Annotated in this window: 17 protein-coding genes; 12 read left to right on the forward strand and 5 right to left on the reverse strand. The window is 58.5% G+C overall.

The window, feature by feature from the left end; genetic code table 11:
- Window positions 1-48: 48 nt before the first annotated feature.
- The 3 genes from ACR0K4_RS14465 to ACR0K4_RS14475 all read left to right on the forward strand — a co-directional run bounded on the left by ACR0K4_RS14465 (window position 49) and on the right by ACR0K4_RS14475 (window position 3,232).
- A complete protein-coding gene (locus tag ACR0K4_RS14465; RefSeq protein ID WP_480854544.1) occupies window positions 49-1,029 on the forward strand; it encodes a calcium-binding protein in 981 nt (326 codons plus the stop codon).
- Between the two features lie 166 nt (window positions 1,030-1,195).
- Window positions 1,196-1,465: a 30S ribosomal protein S15 gene (rpsO, locus tag ACR0K4_RS14470; protein ID WP_008757925.1), complete on the forward strand. Its 270-nt coding sequence runs from the start codon at window positions 1,196-1,198 to the stop codon at window positions 1,463-1,465.
- 234 nt (window positions 1,466-1,699) lie between these two features.
- Window positions 1,700-3,232, forward strand: a complete 1,533-nt coding sequence (locus tag ACR0K4_RS14475) for an EF-hand domain-containing protein (protein ID WP_480854545.1) — start codon at window positions 1,700-1,702, stop codon at window positions 3,230-3,232.
- Between the two features lie 10 nt (window positions 3,233-3,242).
- Here the strand turns inward: ACR0K4_RS14475 and ACR0K4_RS14480 are convergent, their stop codons facing one another.
- Entirely contained in the window at window positions 3,243-3,620 is a 378-nt protein-coding gene (locus ACR0K4_RS14480; RefSeq protein ID WP_480854546.1) for a winged helix-turn-helix transcriptional regulator, read from the reverse strand.
- 182 nt (window positions 3,621-3,802) lie between these two features.
- Here ACR0K4_RS14480 and ACR0K4_RS14485 point away from each other — a divergent pair, with 182 nt between their 5' ends.
- Complete coding sequence (locus ACR0K4_RS14485; protein WP_480854547.1) at window positions 3,803-4,573, forward strand: nuclear transport factor 2 family protein; 771 nt, start codon at window positions 3,803-3,805, stop codon at window positions 4,571-4,573.
- A gap of 86 nt (window positions 4,574-4,659) precedes the next feature.
- Window positions 4,660-5,478 (forward strand): DUF2189 domain-containing protein, encoded by an 819-nt coding sequence (locus ACR0K4_RS14490; RefSeq protein WP_480854548.1) that lies wholly within the window; start codon window positions 4,660-4,662, stop codon window positions 5,476-5,478.
- Between the two features lie 170 nt (window positions 5,479-5,648).
- Here the strand turns inward: ACR0K4_RS14490 and ACR0K4_RS14495 are convergent, their stop codons facing one another.
- The gene (locus ACR0K4_RS14495; RefSeq protein WP_480519291.1) at window positions 5,649-7,250 is read right to left on the reverse strand and encodes a BCCT family transporter; all 1,602 of its coding nucleotides are present in this window, start codon (window positions 7,248-7,250) and stop codon (window positions 5,649-5,651) included.
- A 325-nt stretch (window positions 7,251-7,575) separates the two neighbouring features.
- Here ACR0K4_RS14495 and ACR0K4_RS14500 point away from each other — a divergent pair, with 325 nt between their 5' ends.
- The 4 genes from ACR0K4_RS14500 (at window position 7,576) to ACR0K4_RS14515 (ending at window position 11,825) form a co-directional block, all read left to right on the forward strand.
- Window positions 7,576-8,454, forward strand: coding sequence for a hypothetical protein (locus tag ACR0K4_RS14500; protein ID WP_480854549.1), 879 nt, complete (start codon window positions 7,576-7,578; stop codon window positions 8,452-8,454).
- A 231-nt stretch (window positions 8,455-8,685) separates the two neighbouring features.
- Complete coding sequence (pnp, locus tag ACR0K4_RS14505) at window positions 8,686-10,836, forward strand: polyribonucleotide nucleotidyltransferase (RefSeq protein WP_480854550.1); 2,151 nt, start codon at window positions 8,686-8,688, stop codon at window positions 10,834-10,836.
- Between the two features lie 111 nt (window positions 10,837-10,947).
- Window positions 10,948-11,451, forward strand: coding sequence for a hypothetical protein (locus tag ACR0K4_RS14510; protein ID WP_480854551.1), 504 nt, complete (start codon window positions 10,948-10,950; stop codon window positions 11,449-11,451).
- 11 nt (window positions 11,452-11,462) lie between these two features.
- Window positions 11,463-11,825 (forward strand): hypothetical protein, encoded by a 363-nt coding sequence (locus tag ACR0K4_RS14515; RefSeq protein WP_480519283.1) that lies wholly within the window; start codon window positions 11,463-11,465, stop codon window positions 11,823-11,825.
- Between the two features lie 3 nt (window positions 11,826-11,828).
- Here the strand turns inward: ACR0K4_RS14515 and ACR0K4_RS14520 are convergent, their stop codons facing one another.
- On the reverse strand, window positions 11,829-12,464 hold the full coding sequence (locus ACR0K4_RS14520; RefSeq protein ID WP_480854552.1) for a DUF1326 domain-containing protein: 636 nt from the start codon (window positions 12,462-12,464) through the stop codon (window positions 11,829-11,831).
- Between the two features lie 319 nt (window positions 12,465-12,783).
- On the opposite strand from ACR0K4_RS14520, the gene ACR0K4_RS14525 reads away from it, so the two are divergent.
- Entirely contained in the window at window positions 12,784-12,942 is a 159-nt protein-coding gene (locus ACR0K4_RS14525) for a chlorhexidine efflux transporter (protein WP_480519280.1), read from the forward strand.
- 87 nt (window positions 12,943-13,029) lie between these two features.
- A complete protein-coding gene (locus tag ACR0K4_RS14530; RefSeq protein ID WP_480854614.1) occupies window positions 13,030-13,344 on the forward strand; it encodes a chlorhexidine efflux transporter in 315 nt (104 codons plus the stop codon).
- Here the strand turns inward: ACR0K4_RS14530 and ACR0K4_RS14535 are convergent.
- Window positions 13,314-13,964: a peroxiredoxin gene (locus ACR0K4_RS14535; RefSeq protein ID WP_480519277.1), complete on the reverse strand. Its 651-nt coding sequence runs from the start codon at window positions 13,962-13,964 to the stop codon at window positions 13,314-13,316. The two genes, ACR0K4_RS14530 and ACR0K4_RS14535, sit on opposite strands and share 31 nt — an antisense overlap.
- Window positions 13,965-14,177: 213 nt before the next feature.
- On the opposite strand from ACR0K4_RS14535, the gene ACR0K4_RS14540 reads away from it, so the two are divergent.
- The gene (locus tag ACR0K4_RS14540; protein ID WP_480854553.1) at window positions 14,178-15,617 is read left to right on the forward strand and encodes an aldehyde dehydrogenase family protein; all 1,440 of its coding nucleotides are present in this window, start codon (window positions 14,178-14,180) and stop codon (window positions 15,615-15,617) included.
- A 53-nt stretch (window positions 15,618-15,670) separates the two neighbouring features.
- On the opposite strand, the gene ACR0K4_RS14545 is transcribed toward ACR0K4_RS14540, so the two are convergent.
- Window positions 15,671-16,513, reverse strand: a complete 843-nt coding sequence (locus ACR0K4_RS14545; protein ID WP_480854554.1) for a bifunctional helix-turn-helix domain-containing protein/methylated-DNA--[protein]-cysteine S-methyltransferase — start codon at window positions 16,511-16,513, stop codon at window positions 15,671-15,673.
- Between the last annotated feature and the right edge of the window lie 5 nt (window positions 16,514-16,518).

A 16,518-nucleotide genomic window follows, 5' to 3' on the forward strand; every position in this document is an offset into this window, starting at 1 on the left:
CTAATGGAATATTTTACCCTCGAAACAGCGCGTTCACGGAGGGAGTCCATGTTTCTGATCGGAGTGCTGAGCCTCGCAGCCGTTGGCGGGGCCGCTTACGCCATTGGTGACGTGTTTGCCGCGGATGAAGAGGTTGAGGATGACCCCGTGTCAGAGGACACTCCCGAGGATTTGCCAAAGGGGGATTTTCTGGACGTCGATGAAAACACTGATGACCCTGCGCCAACGGATGTTCCTGAACCATTCACGGGCACCATCATTTCGGAATTCGAAGGCCACCGTGTCGTCGCCGGGGACGAGACGCCGGATGTTTTGACCGGGCAGGATGGCAACGATCAAATCCACGGGTATGGCGGCGATGACACGGTCATCGGCGGCGACGGGGATGATGTTCTGCATGGCGGGACCGGATCCGACCTGATGTCGGGGGAGCAGGGCGACGACGTTCTGCACGGCGGGGCGGATGATGACGTGCTGCACGGCGGCGACGGCGATGATAAGCTTTACGGCCACTTTGGTGCCGATCAGTTGCAGGGTGGCGACGGCGAAGATGCGCTGTATGGCGGTCAGGACGATGACATATTGTCCGGCGGCACCGGCGATGATGCCCTGCAAGGTGGCGGCGGACACGATGTATTGGATGGCGGCGCAGGCAATGATGCGCTGTTTGGTGGGGATGGCGATGACCTGCTGTTTGGCCACGACGGCGATGACTCGTTCGATTTCCTCAATGGTGGCAAGGGCGATGACACGATCCACGCCGAGAGCGGTGATATTGTCACCGGGGGGGATGGGAACGACCAGATCATATTGACGCCTGAGGAAGAGGACGCGCCTGTGAAGGTGATGGATTTCCAATCGGGTCAGGACAAGTTGCTGCTGCAGTGGGAGGGCGAGCCTGATCCCGAAATCAACTTTGAGACAGATACCGAGAATGAAGACCTGAAACATGTGATCGTTGACGGGCAAACCGTCGCCACGCTGTTTAAGGCAGATGACGTGTCGCTCGAAGACATCGAGCTGATCTGACACAGCTTGCCACTCTGCGCTGACGCTGCAGAATCTCTTTGCCATTTGCACGGAATGCGCCTATACGCGCGCATCCGTTCCGGAATCGGTGCGGTTTTCTCCATGGGCCTGTGCTGGACGACATCCCGGCCTGCGCCATCAACTCTAACCTTTAAAGGAGACCCCGATGTCGATTACTGCCGCTGAAAAAGCACGCGTCATGAAAGAATTCGCAACCAAGGACGGCGACACCGGTTCGCCCGAAGTCCAGGTTGCCATCCTGACCTCGCGCATCACCACCCTGACCGAGCACTTCAAGACCCACAAGAAAGACAACCACGGTCGTCGTGGTCTGCTGAAGATGGTTGCCCAGCGCCGTAAGCTGCTGGACTATCTGAAGGGCAAGGAAGAGGCCCGGTACCAGGACCTGATCAAAAAGCTGGGCATCCGCCGCTAAGCGCGTTTTGTCCGGATTGTACAAGCTCTGAGAGCCACTTTGTGCAATTTGTACGTTTTTACGCCCGCCATTTTGGCGGGCGTTTTTCGTTTTCTGGGGTCCCGGTTCGATAAACACAGCAGCGACCGGTGCCCACAGACTGCGCCCCGACGACGTTAACCTTTCATTAACGATTGCCCTGCCACCATCGGGTGCTATCCATTACCCAAGTGTTGATTTCAGGACATTGATTTTATGAAGCTTAACAGATTCCTATGCGCCCTGTTGTTGGTCGGGGCGGGGCAGATCGCGTCGGCACAGTCGGAACCCGCACCCGAACCGGGGCCGAACCTGACGCGGCAGATGATCGAGCGGATCGCCCTGAACCCCAACGCCTTCACGGAAGAGGCGATCCGGCAGCTGTTCCAATACGCGCCCGGTGGAGAGCTGACCCGAGACGCCATCGCCGTGCACGAGGCGATGCAGACAGCGCGGCAGCGGGCCAATGCCTTGGGTCGCGTGTTGGCGTTCGATCTGGATGGCGACATGGAGGTTTCGACAGCCGAGGTCGAGCGACAGCTGCCCTATCTGAACCAAGGTCAGTCGGTGGCGCTGCAGACCCTTCTGGCAACCGCAGATCGCAACCGCGACGGCAGCTTGTCGCTGACCGAGCTTTGGCAAGACGCAATGTCGCGCGAGGCGCGGATGCGGCCGGACCGGAAACGGATGGAAGAGCTTTTGCAGTTTGACGCCAATCAGGACGGCAAGGTCACCCCGGACGAGATCGCGCAGACCGTCGAAAAGATTGCAGCCAGTGAAGTGTCACCGAACGTCACCCCTCCGAAATCCCTGCGCCAACCCGTCGCCGGACGGGTGTGCGACTTTCCCGAACCTTCGGCAGAGGCCGAAATCCTGCTGCTCGGCGGGTATGAGGGCTATGCCGTTTCCAATATGGCGATGTCGGGGCTGGACCGAGAGACCTCGGCGGCGGTGATCCATATCGAAGAGGGCGATGCGCCGCTGTATATCCTTGCGACGGCATTCGACTCGATCGTCTGGAAGATCACCGGCGACACGGACCGGGTGGAACGGTTTGTCGCCCCCGCCACCGCCCGGGGTGTCGGCGTTGCAGGGCTTGCGCCCGAGGTCGTTCACTTCGAACCCGGGCGCAACTGTTTGCCCAAGTATTTCAAGGACCGCGACTCGGGCGAAGCGATCGCCGCCAAAGGGCGGGTCTCATCCAAGCTGAAGCGCAATGTGGATCATATGTTCGGGGCCTATACGCTGGGCGAGATTCACCTGCCCTCGGGCGCACATAAGGGCATCACGGGCGGCGGCACCAAGGCGAACGGGCTGACCATCATCAAGAACAACCGGCGTTACCTTGTGACCGATGATGGGGTGCAGGTGTTGGACCCGCCCAAGGAGCAACAGGTTGGCGATCTGGAGCGTCGACTGCAGAAGCTGCTGCTACGCCATTACAAGGGCGGGGTTCTGGAATTTGCCGAAGGTGAGGTTCTGGCCTCGCATCAGGTCGAACCTTATGACGTGCTGCCGCAACAGGCGGGATTGCTGCAACTGGCCCGGCAAGGCGCGCTGAGCCAGACGCCGGATGGCTATTTCAAGATCGACAAGCCGATCCCGCGGTTCCCGGCGGGCCTGAACGGCGGGCATTCGGTCCGCTTCATCCTGTCGACCGGCGTACCGATGCCGGGCGGGTCACCCGGACATTCGACCGTGATCCGCCAGGAAGACGGAACCTGCGTCGCGGGGCATAGGTGCCCCTGAGCCGGAGGGTTCAGTCCGGGTGGGCGCGCTCATACTCCATGCGCGCGGTTTTGACCTGATCCATCTGCTCGTGCGACCAGTAGACCAGCGGCTTGAGCAGGCCCAGCAGGTCACGGCCCAGAGGCGTCAGCGCATAGGACACCGCAACCGGCGGGCCGGGATCGACGGCGCGGGTCAGATAGCCGTCGCGCTGCAACCCGCGCAGGTTTTCGGTCAGCACCCGCTGGGTCACATCCCCGATGCAGCGCTTGAGCTCTCCGAACCGTTTCGGTTCATCCTCGAGCGCCAGAATGATGATCATCCGCCATTTGCCGGTGACGTTCGACAGAACGGAGCGGATTGAGCAGTTTGACGCTTCGGCCTTGCTGTTGACGCCGATGGGAAGCATGGGGACCTCTGGTTCGATATGGATACCTGCAGCGATCATAATACTATTGGTCAACGACGCAAAGTATTGTTTTACATGGCAGTATCCTGAAAGTAACTATGTGATTTTAAAGTGCGTAATTGTAATGTGGTGCGTTTTTAATACTTACTATCACCACAACACGAATCATCAGGAATTGACCCATGACCCCCAAAGAGCTTGTCCTCGCCCTGTTCTCGGCCGCCTTTGTCGAGCATGACCCCGAAGCCGCGCGCCAGATGGTGAGCGCCGATTACATCCAGCACAATCCGCAGGTTGCGACCGGGGCCGACGGGCTGATGGGTCTGATCCCGCTGGTCGCACAGTCGGGCATGACTGCCACGACCCACCGCGTGATCACCGAGGGTGACATGGTTGTGCTGCACAACACCTATGACAATGCGGATGCGTTCGGGGCCTCTTCGCTGGCGGCGTTTGACATCTTCCGCGTGGATGACGGGAAGGTTGTCGAACATTGGGACAACCTGCAGCCCATCCCCGAAACCACCGCGTCGGGGCGCGGCATGACAGACGGGCCCACCGAGATCACCGATCTGGACAAGACGCAGGACAACAAGGCGCTGGTGCTGGGCTTTGTGCGCGATGTGCTGGGCGGTGCCGCGCCCGAGAATGTCGCGAATTACATGGACCCCGAGGTTTACATGCAGCACAACCCCTCGATCGACGACGGGCTGTCCGGCCTGATGGCGGCAATCGAGGCCTTTGCCGCGCAGGGTATGGTGATCACCAAATTCGAGCCTCAGTTCGCGGTGGCCGAGGGCAACTTCGTCTTTGTGGCGACGGATGCGATTATGGGCGGTGAGCCTTGGGCCTTTTTTGACCTGTGGCGGGTCGAGGACGGCAAAATCGTCGAGCATTGGGATGTCGTCTCGCCCATTCCGGCCGAAATGGCGCATGGCAACGGCAAGTTCTGACGGCCGGGTGGGGCGGGTGCCGGTCGCGCCCGCCCCCTTGCCCTGATGCCTCGGCTGATGCAAAGTTTCATGCGGAGGAGTGTGTCATGGCAGCCAAAACCGCAGGGTCCTCGCAACCGGACGATCTGACGCCGCAGCAGGGTACTGTGCCCGAGGTCAACACGGTGTCCGCGGAAGATATCAGGGCATCGCTGAAGGCCGGGTTTTCCGACTTTCTGGCGCGGCCCGTCATGAGCGGGTTTTTCGGTCTGTTCTATGCGCTTTTCGGCATCCTGTTTGTTTGGGCGCTGGTCTGGCTGGGCAAAATCTGGATGATCATTCCCGCCGTCATAGGCTTTCCGCTGGTCGCGCCCTTTGCGGCTGCCGGGCTTTATGAAATGTCGCGTCGGCTGCAAAGCGGGCAGAGCTTTGGCTGGTCGGACATTCTGGGTGTCATGGCCAATCAGCGCAAGCGCGAGCTGGGATGGATGGCCTTTGTCACCCTGTTCATTTTCTGGGTATGGATTTATCAGGTGCGGCTGTGGCTTGCGATTACCCTGCAGAATGCTTCATTCTCGGATATGAACGGGTTTTTGAACACCGTGTTCTTCAGCCCACAGGGCTGGACCTTTCTGGCCATTGGTACCTGCGTCGGCGCGTTTCTGTCGGCTGTTTTGTTCGCGGTGACTGTGATCGCCATGCCAATGTTGCTGGACCGGGAAACCAATTTCGTCTCTGCCATGCTCACCTCGATCCGCGTCGTCGCCGAAAGCCCGGTGGTTATGCTGGGCTGGGCGGCCATTATCTCGGTCACGATGCTGCTGTCACTGGTTCCGGCGTTTCTGGGCCTGATCTTTACCCTACCAATTCTTGGGCACACCACATGGCATCTGTATCAGCGGGCTGTTCCACCGGCCAAGGCGTGAAATGTCCGGTCGTCGCTTGTTCCAATGAGCGGTCGAATTTTGTCGTCGGCGCCTATCCGGTGTGGCTTGCACCGGTCCCACATTGACAACCGCTGCAAGCCATTCTTTTGGGTTCACGCATGTCAGCGACCGGACACATTAGACATTATCCTGTCGCTGACGGTGCTGCGTTACATCTTGGCCCGCTCTGATTTCAGCGCCAGCCACAGGCAATAGCACATCACCAGAACAACCAGCGTGAACGGGATGCCAGTCGAGACCGCAGCCCCCTGCAACGCGGCAAGACCGCCGCCCAGCAGCAGCGCGATAGCAACCAGACCTTCCAGCGTGCACCAGAACACGCGCTGGATCACCGGGGCGTCCATCTTGCCGCCAGCCGTGATCGTGTCGATCACCAGTGAGCCGGAATCGGACGAGGTGACAAAGAACACCACGATCAGCACTAGCGCGATGGGCGCGACGATGCCGTAGAGCGGCAGTTCTTTCAGGAAGCCGAACAGCGCGCCTTCGGGGGCATAGCTGTCGATCACCGTGGCGCGGACGCCTTCCGCTCCGCCTGCGTTCAGCATGTCGATGGCGGCACCGCCGAAGGTCGACATCCACAGCGCGCAAACTGCCGTAGGGGCCAACAGGGCGCAGAGAATGAACTCACGCACTGTGCGGCCCTTGGAGATACGGGCGATGAACATGCCGACAAAGGGCGACCACGCGATCCACCAGGCCCAGTAGAAGGTCGTCCAGCCGTGGAAATAGCTGGTGTCTTCTCGTCCGAATGGATTCGACAGCGCCGGAAGGTGCGTCACGTAATCTACCATCACGTTGAAATACCGCGCGATGGCGGTGCCGACGCCGGTGACGACGATGACAAAGATGAACAGACCCACGGCCATGATCATGTTGATCTCGCTCAGCCGTTTGACGCCCGCATCCATGCCCAGCAGGACCGAGCCCAGCGCGATCAGGGTGATGCCGATGATCAGCAGGACGGTCACGGTCGGGCTGGGTTCGATGCCGAACACCTCATTAAGCCCGGCGGCGACCTGCTGTGCGCCTAGACCCAGCGATGTGGTCAGACCAAAGAGCGTGGCAAAGACCGCCAGCGTGTCGATCATGTGGCCCCACCAGCCCCAGACACGCTCGCCCAGAATGGGGTAGAACGCCGAGCGCAGGGTCAGCGGCAGGTCAAGATTATAGGCAAAGATCGCCAGGCTCAGGCCAACGGCGGCATAAACTGCCCAGCCTTCGAGGCCCCAATGGTGGATGGTCCCGACGATGCCTGCATATTCATTGCCCGGCACCGCGATGTCGATGCCCAGCGGCGCGGCGTTGCCGCCCTCGGCAAAGTTGTAATAGACCGGCTCCATCACACCGAAGAACAGCAGTCCGATGCCGATACCGGCGGCGAACATCATCGCGATCCAACCGGCATAGGAATAGTCGGGCTTGGCGTCCTTGCCGCCGATCCGCACCTTACCCACTGGCAGGATGATCAGCACCAGACAAAACAGGGTGATCGCATCGACCGACAAGACCAGGAACCAGTCAAACGTGCTGGTCAGCCAGGGCCGGAGCCAGCCAAAGAAGGTTGCCGCGGCCTCCTGATTGGCCAATGCGATCAGGACGAACGCAAAGATCAGGATGCTTGAGATCAAAAAGACCGGATTGTGGATGTCCAGACCGAAGGGCCGGACGTTATCCTGCCCAAGCTCATATTCGGTCTCGAAGTCATAAATCCGGGGATCCGGATCCAGCATTTTCTTGGTTTGTGCCATTCGTCTGCCCTTCTGTTCGCTAAGTGCAAACGCCAAGGTATTAGACCAGCGGACGGAGAGGAGAGTGTTGTCCCTTGGCGCATTTCCGTCACTTCCACCGCAGGTTCAGTGGTAAAAGCCTATACCGGCACGGAAATTTCACAAAATATATTCCATAAAAATAATGTTAGCGTCACGGATTTACCTGTGACTGCCTGTATTCGACACGCTGCCCGTTCGCTGGGTCACTGAGGTTTCGCCCCGAAAGACTGCGGCGTGTTGACATTCCGAATGGGTTAAGATGTGACTGCCCGCACAACCAAGAGTTTATCGGCCCGCTATTTTCATGACCCTTGTCTTTAGTTCACTGTTCCTGTCGCTGGGCGTCGCTTTGCGCATGATTTTGCCCGTCATCGTCGTGAGCATTGCTTCCACGTTCGTCTGGACCTTGCTCAGCATCCCGACGGCAGGGCTCGTAAGTCATTTCAGCGAACCGGTAACTGCGGCCTTCATCAGCCTGCTGGGCATACGAACGGCTCTTGCGCTCAATGGCGATCAGCGCCGCACCGAGATGAGCATCCTGCTTCTGAAGTCAGTCCTCTACGGCATTTTCTTGTTTGTTCTCAACAGTGTTTTGCTTTGGTTAGGCACTGTTGCGACCGCCTTTTATGCGACTTGGCAACTCGGCAATGGACTGTCCCTATACACCATCAAAGAAGCTTCAGAATCCGCCCGGATCGGGTTCAGCTTACTTTGGCTTGGCAGCAACGCGATTTATGCTGTTGTGATCCTGACGGTAACAAACAGTGTCATGGCGGTCCCGCTGGCCAGTGCGGCGCGCGAAGCAAGCCTCACAGCATCGGGCCAAGGGTTTTTTCACGGCGCCGGGCGCAGTTTTCTTCCCCTGTCCTGCGTGGTTTTCGTGTCCTTCTTCCTCCAGATCTACTTTGGGCTCTACGCGATGCTTTATGCCCTTTTCCCGCTCGCACTGACCTTCATTTCGCTCGTCGTCGCCCAGTCATTGCCAGATCTGGATTTGGAAGTCCTTTTCAAAGGCCTTGCCGCATCGTTCGGTCTGCTTTGGCTGAATTCCTGGGTCTGGTCTGCCTCTGCCCTTGCGCTGCTCAAGTTCGATGGCCGCCCCACCGCGCAGCAAAGACCTGCCCCATCTGCGGGCGCGGACCCCGCGTTAGACATTCGCGCGCTGCGGAAATCCCGTGAATAGACGTGAGCTGGCAGAGCGATCTTCCCGCGCAACAGATTGCAGAGTTCCGGATCGACGGCACATGTCAGACCTCTTTCCTTCCCGCGTATTCTGCTGTATGGGCCACCCATCTGAGACGTTGTGCCCTGACCCCGGCACTCGAACGGAAGATAAATGGGGTCGGCGGCAATGGGGCCGCCATGCAAACCGGAGACCCGCAGGGGCGGGAGTGCTCCGTTCTAGGATACGCATATGTTTGATGTAACGAAGAAATCAATGCAGTGGGGCGAAGAGACGCTGACACTGGAAACCGGCAAGGTTGCCCGTCAGGCTGACGGCAGCGTGATTGCCACGCTGGGCGAAACCAGCGTCATGGCAAACGTGACCTTTGCACGGGCGCAAAAACCCGGTCAGGACTTTTTTCCGCTGACCGTCCACTACCAAGAGAAATACTATGCCGCCGGTAAGGTTCCGGGTGGCTTCTTCAAGCGCGAGGCGCGCCCGACCGAGAAAGAGACGCTGACCGCGCGTCTGATCGACCGTCCGATCCGCCCGCTGTTCGTTGACGGCTTTAAAAACGAAGTTCTGGTCATGTGCACCGTGCTGAGCCACGATCTGGTCAACGACCCCGACATCGTCGCGATGATCGCGGCATCCGCTGCTCTGACCATTTCCGGCGCGCCGTTCATGGGCCCGATCGCCGGTGCCCGCGTTGGTTTCGTGGATGGCGAGTACGTCCTGAACCCGACCGTCGACGATATGCAGGACCTGCGCCTGAACCCCGAACAGCGTCTGGATCTGGTTGTTGCCGGCACCAAAGATGCCGTGATGATGGTGGAATCGGAAGCCTACGAGCTGTCCGAGGCGGAAATGCTGGGCGCGGTGAACTTTGCGCACGCGCAGATTCAGCCGGTGATCGACCTGATCATCAGCCTCGCTGAAGACGCCGCGAAAGAGCCGTTTGAATTCGAAGCGCCCGACTATTCGGACCTGTACGCAGCCGTCAAAGCCGCCGGTGAAGAGCAGATGCGCGCCGCCTTTGCGATCACCGACAAGCAAGAGCGCACCGCCGCTGTTGCCGCTGCCCGTGACGCGATCAAGGAAGCGCTGACCGAGGAACAGCTGGAAGACGGCAACCTCGGCTCCGCAATGAAAAAGCTGGAAGCTGGCATTCTGCGCGGCGACGTCGTTAAAGGCGGCAAGCGGATCGACGGTCGCTCGACCACCGACATCCGTTCGATCGTGGCAGAAACCTCGATGCTGCCGCGGACCCACGGTTCGGCGCTGTTCACCCGTGGTGAAACGCAGGCGCTGGCCGTGACCACGCTGGGCACCGGTGATGACGAACAGTTCATCGACGCGCTTCATGGCAACTTCAAATCGAACTTCCTGCTGCATTACAACTTCCCTCCGTATTCGGTTGGCGAAGTCGGCCGCGTTGGTGGCCCGGGCCGTCGTGAGATCGGCCACGGCAAGCTGGCATGGCGCGCCCTGCAGGCGGTTCTGCCTGCGGCGACCGACTTCCCCTACACGATCCGCATCGTGTCCGAGATCACTGAATCCAACGGATCAAGCTCGATGGCGTCGGTCTGCGGCGGTTCGCTGTCGATGATGGATGCGGGTGTTCCGCTGAAGGCACCGGTTGCCGGTGTGGCCATGGGCCTGATCCTGGAAGATGACGGCGAATACGCCATCCTGTCGGACATTCTGGGTGACGAAGACCACCTGGGCGACATGGACTTCAAGGTGGCGGGTACCGAAAACGGCATCACCTCGCTGCAGATGGACATCAAGGTCGCGGGCATCACGCCCGAGATCATGGAGAAAGCCCTGGCGCAAGCCAAGGACGGCCGGATGCACATTCTGGGTGAGATGGGCAAAGCCCTGTCCGAGACCAACGAATTCTCGGTCCACGCCCCGCGCATCGAGACCATGAACATCCCGACCGACAAGATCCGTGAAGTGATCGGCTCGGGCGGTAAGGTCATCCGCGAAATCGTCGAGGTTTCGGGTGCCAAGGTCGATATCAACGACGACGGCGTGATCAAGATCGCCTCGCCCGACGGTGAATCGATCAAGAAGGCCTATGAGATGATCCACTCGATCGTCGCTGAGCCGGAAGAGGGTCAGGTTTACACCGGTAAAGTGGTCAAGATCGTCGATTTCGGTGCCTTCGTGAACTTCTTCGGCAAGCGCGACGGTCTGGTCCACGTCTCCCAGATCGAAAACCGCCGCCTGAACCATCCGTCGGATGTTCTGAAGGAAGGTCAGGAAGTAAAGGTCAAGCTGCTGGGCTTTGACGACCGGGGCAAGGTGCGCCTGTCGATGAAAGTCGTCGATCAGGAAACCGGTGAAGAGATCGTTCCCGAGAAGAAAGAAAAGAAAGAAGAAAGCGCAGAGTAATCTGCCATCACTTTCAAACAGAGCTGAAAGACCCCGGTCACTGCCGGGGTCTTTTTTATTGCCAGACATAAAACGCGAATAGTAAGCTATTTGAATTTAAAGGAGCCAATTATGAACGTATCTATTCGGTGCCGCGCATCAGCAATCGCAGGTGTTTTGGCAATTCTGGCAGCTTGTACAATCCAGACCGTTCCGTCCTTCGACGCCGAACTTGAAAGCAAACTGAACGAAACCCATGAAAAGACTCTGGCAGTTTTCAGCGGGTTAAGCAGTTGCCCCGCGAACTGCGCCTACAGCTCTTATTCCGCCAGATATGACGAACTGATCGGCGCTTTTGGGGCCGCTCGTGACAAGGCCTTGGCCCGCCCCACACCTCCGCTTGGAGTGAGACTGGCAAAATCCCCGCTTTTGAAAAGCGTGTGCGGCAACAGCACGCCGCAACAATGTCTGAACACGACCCCTGAAAAGCTGGAACTCGTGGTCGCGACTTTATCGGATCTTCGGGACACGCATCGATCCGGCCCTCTTCCGAAGAACAGCGAAGAGCTTTTCCTGACTGAATATCAAGCTGCAATTGAACCCACATTAATTATCGAAGCCGCATTGAAGAGATAAGGAGTATTCCCATGAAAGCCTCAGAAATTCTGGCCAATATTCTCGACTTACTCAAAGATGAATTGGGAAACGGTTTTACATCCATCCAGACTTTCGCAAAAAACCAATCCGAAAATATCGCGGAATTGGCCGTTGTCATCGCGCGGGAAAGGGTCTCGGGCGTATTGAGATCGAACAATCAAATGTTCCAGCGGTTCATTGATCGTTTGAAAAAGCACGTTGAACTCTTTGCTCGCGACTTGGCCATGCTGACCGTGCTGACGATCGAAAAAGCATGGAACCTGATCGTCGGCGAGGTTTGGGGTGCCATCAATTCCGCCATCAGCGGTGTCGGTCTTCCGCTTCAGCTTCCCGCACCGCCACAACAGCAATAACACTCAGGCGGCGACGCCCGACGGTCCGTGCCTGAGCACATGCCACTGGCCAAAACTGTCGTTCAGATCCAGTTTGATCGCGGCATCTGCTTTGGTCGAAGCACTGCCGATTTCAGCCAGCGTGAATTCGATACCTCCGGGGATATCGATTCTCACCCGATGTTCACCGCCGCCATGCGGCGCCTGGATCGGACGCCCGGTCGAGGTCAGCACGTCGCCGATCGCAACCTTGGCCTTGCGACCCTCGATATCTATCTCGAAATCGATAGGCTCGAATAAAGTGTCATGCACCGTCTCGCACATCGCGCGGTAAACGAACCAATGGGTCGCCAATTCCTCCGTCTCTTCCCCGTGGAGAACCCTTTCCAGCGCCTCGCGCTGCGCCTCTGACGCGCCTGGGTCAATAATTACCTGCATCTCGCCGCCGCCTTCGAAAATCGGCCCCGGCCAGGCATAGATCAACGCGGCTTTGGCTCCGGTCAGATCGGTATCCCCGAAATGCCCTTTGCGAATTTCCAGCACTTCGAAACCACGGCAGTTGCCATGCGTCGGTAATTCTTCAAACTGACAGGGGCAGGAGTAACCGCAATTGCAGTTCCCAAAACTCTCGCCTTCTACATACCAATCGGTAAATGCCATCGTCTTCTCCTGAAATGCACAGTTGAAAGCTCGATGTTTTTATACGCCCGCCTGTAAGACACTTGCCCTGTGAACTTTAGCACAGATCATGGAATCTACGAAATCTGGGCCGGGTATCGCCTCTCGCAGACAACCTCCGTGGCCACTCCATGGCGATGCACGCACGTCCGACAAACACCCAATACTGTGCCCAACTTCATAGCCACCCACAAAAATTTCCTGAAAGATGCCCTCAAAGGAAAGATCGGACACACCAAAACACTCCGCCTTGTCTGTCCCATTACAATTGCGGTCGAGGCACTGCGGCAAAGGGATAATGATGACCTCCAGATCGATGAAAGAACGGATCATCCAGACCTTCAGTTTCGAGCAGATCGGACTCGCATTTGTATCCCCTGCCTACGCCTATCTAAGGGGCTCCTTGATGAAAGAGGGGTTTGCAATCATCGCGCTGCTCTTGACTACGATCCTGATCTGATCGCCTGTGTTCAACACGATTTTTGACCTGCTCGAACGGGCCAAAACCTGTCGCCTGGCTTGCAAACAACCCCACGGCCTGTGCGCCATGCCCGCAGCGCTGCATGAAACTTCGGCTGTAATGATCACCTGTCCGCCGTTGATGTATGTAGGTTGCCAATCCCTTGGATCAGCGCTTACCCTGAATTTCGGGCTGACATTGACCTATACGGCTTATACCGACCTGTTTCACATCACGTGTGACCGTGTCCGGCCAGTCAAAACACCCGAGACACAGAACAAGCCGCACTTCATCTGGCCAAAAATATCCTCGGGGGGAATCGCGCCTCTGGCGCGATGGGGGGCAGACAGCCCCCCAGACGGGCCTGCCACTCAAACCGGCGCTTTGGTTTTACGCAAATAGGGAAAGATCGTCTCGAATTCGCCGAACTTCTCTTTGGCGTCTTCGTTGGAAACCGCAGGCGGGATGATCACATCCTCTCCGGGAATCCAGTTGGCCGGGGTAGCCACGCCCTTCGCCGACATCTGCAACCCATCCAACGCGCGCAGAATCTCGGCAAAGTTCCGGCCAACGGTCATCGGATAGGTCATCGACAGTTTCAACTGCTTGTCCGGCCCGATGATGAACACAGAACGAACCGTGGCGCTGTCCGCCGGAGTGCGGCCGTCGGGCAGATAAGCCTCGGCCGGCAACATGTCGAACGCCTTGGACACGGCCAGACCGTCATCGGCGATGATGGGAAAGCCGGGATTGGCGTTGCCATAGGCCTCGATATCTTTCTTCCACTTCTTGTGATCCTCAACCCCGTCGACCGAGACCCCGATCACCTTGGTGTTGCGTGCAGCCCATTCGTCGTTCAACTGGGCAACAGCCGAAAACTCGGTGGTGCAGACAGGGGTGAAATCCTTGGGGTGCGAGAACAGGATGGCCCAGCTGTCGCCGATCCAGTCATGGAACTGAACTGTTCCCTGATCGGTTTCTGCGGTGAAATTCGGGACGGTATCATTGATGCGCAAACCCATGGGGCATCTCCTCTGTTGGTTTTTTGAACCGAGTCGGTTGCAGCAAATCTAATCACTTTGACGGCAGGTTAAAGCACTGAGTCTTGACGTGAGGGAAATTCAGATATCGCGATACGTGATCAGAGCTTTTCCTTGCCCCTCTGCCCGTGCAATGACAGAGTGGCTGATAAACCGACCAATCGGTCGAATCTATGCTGTACCGGAGGAACTGTCATGATCGAGAAACGCGATTTCTATATCAACGGCCAATGGGTCGCGCCGGCTGAGCCCCGCGATTTCGAAGTCATCGACCCTTCGACCGAAGAGCCTTGCGCCGTGATTTCATTGGGCGGGGCATCTGATACAGATTCAGCCGTCGCAGCGGCCAAAGCAGCCCTGCCCGGCTGGATGGCGACACCGGTCGCGGATCGCATCGCGCTGGTGGAAAAACTCATCGAGGTCTACAAGACCCGCGTCGAAGATCTGGCGCAAGCGATGTCGCATGAGATGGGCGCGCCCATCGACATGTCGCGCACCCAACAGGTGGGCGCAGGGATATGGCACCTCAAAAACTTCACCCGAGCCGCCAAGGCGTTTCAGTTTGATCGTCCTTTGGGTGATCACGCCCCGAATGACCGGATCATCTATGAAGCCGTCGGTGTGGCCGCCCTGATCACCCCTTGGAACTGGCCGATGAACCAGATCACGCTCAAGGTCGGCGCGGCTGCAATTGCGGGCTGCACCATGGTGCTGAAACCCTCGGAACAAAGCCCACTGAACGCGATGATCTTTGCTGAGATGATGGATGAGGCAGGCTTCCCACCGGGTGTTTTCAATTTGCTTAACGGAGACGGCGCGGGCGTCGGAACGAGCCTATCGGCGCATCCCGATGTGGATATGATCAGCTTTACCGGCTCGACGCGTGCGGGCACGGCGATTTCCAAGAATGCCGCCGATACGCTGAAGAAGGTGCATCTGGAACTGGGCGGCAAAGGCGCGAATGTGGTCTTTGCCGATGCGGATGAAAAGGCCGTGAAACGCGGCGTGCTGCACATGATGAACAACACCGGCCAAAGTTGTAACGCGCCCAGCCGGATGCTGGTGCAGCGTTCGATCTATGACAGGGCGGTCGAGACGGCGGCAGAGGTGGCGAACAAGGTATCGATCGGCCCAGCCAGCCAGGAAGGGCGTCATATCGGACCAGTGGTGAACGAGGTACAGTGGACGAAAATTCAGGACCTGATCCAGAAAGGCATCGACGAAGGCGCGCGTCTGGTCGCGGGCGGCACCGGTCGGCCCGAAGGTCTGAACAAGGGTTACTACGTGCGCCCGACCGTGTTCGCCGACGCCAACAACCAGATGACAATCGCACGTGAGGAGATCTTTGGCCCCGTTCTGACGATGATCCCCTTTGATACCGAGGACGAGGCTATCGAGATCGCCAATGACACGCCTTACGGACTGACCAACTATGTCCAGACGCAGGACGGCGCCCGCGCCAACCGCATGGCGCGCGCGTTGCGCTCGGGTATGGTCGAGATGAACGGCCAGTCGCGCAGCGCGGGATCTCCGTTTGGCGGCATGAAGCAATCCGGCAACGGGCGCGAGGGCGGCGTTTTTGGGCTGGAAGATTTCCTTGAGGTCAAGGCTGTTGGCGGCTGGGCTGCCGAGTAAACGCCCGCTGTGATCCAGTGGTGAGGCACCCAATGGTGCTTCGCTCTTTTCTCTCAGGCATCCGCCTGAGCAGCTTCATAGGCCAGCATGGCGCGTTTGACGGGCAGCCCCCAGTGATATCCACCCAAACCGCCGGATTTCCGCAAGGCCCTGTGGCAGGGGATCAGCCAGCTAACCGGGTTTCTGCCCACCGCCGTGCCTACCGCACGTACGGCCTGCGGAGAGCCAACCCGCTGCGCGATCTCGGAATAGGTTGTGACCTGACCCGATGGGATATGCATCAGCGCCTCCCACACCTTGATCTGAAGGGGTGAGCCGATCAGATGCAGCGGTGTCTCGGACCGGTCTGTGCCAAACGCGCTTTGCACCCAGGGGTGCAGGCGCGCGGAGTTTTCCACAAACTCCGCTTTCGGCCAGCGGGATACCATGTCCTCCATCGCGGCATCCGCGCCGGTTTCAGCCCCGAAAGCAATGCCGCAAATGCCCTTGTCGGTGCCCATCACCAAAGCAGGGCCAAAGGGGCAGTCGAACCAGCCCCAATAAATCGTCAGCCCTTCGCCTTTGCGGGCGTATTCGCCGGGGCTCATCGATTCCCATTTCAGGAACAGATCGTGCAGACGCCCGCTACCGGACAAGCCGACGTTATGCGCGGTTTCCAACGTGGTGAACCGTTCCCGCAGCAGCGCCTTGGCGTGGCCCAGCGTCAGATATTGCTGATAGCGTTTCGGTGACACACCGGTCCAGCGCGAGAACAGGCGTTGGAAATGGGCGGGGCTCATGTCCATCTGGCGGGCCAGTTCGTCAAGGCTCAGCCCCTCGCCGCCCTGATCGATCAGGTCGATGGCCCGGCGCATGACGTTATAGTGGTATCCGCTTTCCGGCGTCTGGACATTCATGGCTT

The organism is Ruegeria sp. K11 (assembly GCF_056531905.1).

Coding starts and splice junctions, on each gene's coding strand:
- ACR0K4_RS14545 (WP_480854554.1), bottom strand. CDS start 16,513: ATGAATGTCCAGACGCCGGAAAGCGGATACCACTATAACGTCATGCGC.
- ACR0K4_RS14475 (WP_480854545.1), top strand. CDS start 1,700: ATGAAGCTTAACAGATTCCTATGCGCCCTGTTGTTGGTCGGGGCGGGG.
- ACR0K4_RS14540 (WP_480854553.1), top strand. CDS start 14,178: ATGATCGAGAAACGCGATTTCTATATCAACGGCCAATGGGTCGCGCCG.
- ACR0K4_RS14530 (WP_480854614.1), top strand. CDS start 13,030: ATGCCCGCAGCGCTGCATGAAACTTCGGCTGTAATGATCACCTGTCCG.
- ACR0K4_RS14515 (WP_480519283.1), top strand. CDS start 11,463: ATGAAAGCCTCAGAAATTCTGGCCAATATTCTCGACTTACTCAAAGAT.
- ACR0K4_RS14480 (WP_480854546.1), bottom strand. CDS start 3,620: ATGCTTCCCATCGGCGTCAACAGCAAGGCCGAAGCGTCAAACTGCTCA.
- rpsO (WP_008757925.1), top strand. CDS start 1,196: ATGTCGATTACTGCCGCTGAAAAAGCACGCGTCATGAAAGAATTCGCA.
- ACR0K4_RS14520 (WP_480854552.1), bottom strand. CDS start 12,464: ATGGCATTTACCGATTGGTATGTAGAAGGCGAGAGTTTTGGGAACTGC.
- ACR0K4_RS14485 (WP_480854547.1), top strand. CDS start 3,803: ATGACCCCCAAAGAGCTTGTCCTCGCCCTGTTCTCGGCCGCCTTTGTC.
- ACR0K4_RS14535 (WP_480519277.1), bottom strand. CDS start 13,964: ATGGGTTTGCGCATCAATGATACCGTCCCGAATTTCACCGCAGAAACC.
- ACR0K4_RS14495 (WP_480519291.1), bottom strand. CDS start 7,250: ATGGCACAAACCAAGAAAATGCTGGATCCGGATCCCCGGATTTATGAC.
- ACR0K4_RS14465 (WP_480854544.1), top strand. CDS start 49: ATGTTTCTGATCGGAGTGCTGAGCCTCGCAGCCGTTGGCGGGGCCGCT.
- ACR0K4_RS14490 (WP_480854548.1), top strand. CDS start 4,660: ATGGCAGCCAAAACCGCAGGGTCCTCGCAACCGGACGATCTGACGCCG.
- pnp (WP_480854550.1), top strand. CDS start 8,686: ATGTTTGATGTAACGAAGAAATCAATGCAGTGGGGCGAAGAGACGCTG.
- ACR0K4_RS14525 (WP_480519280.1), top strand. CDS start 12,784: ATGACCTCCAGATCGATGAAAGAACGGATCATCCAGACCTTCAGTTTC.
- ACR0K4_RS14500 (WP_480854549.1), top strand. CDS start 7,576: ATGACCCTTGTCTTTAGTTCACTGTTCCTGTCGCTGGGCGTCGCTTTG.
- ACR0K4_RS14510 (WP_480854551.1), top strand. CDS start 10,948: ATGAACGTATCTATTCGGTGCCGCGCATCAGCAATCGCAGGTGTTTTG.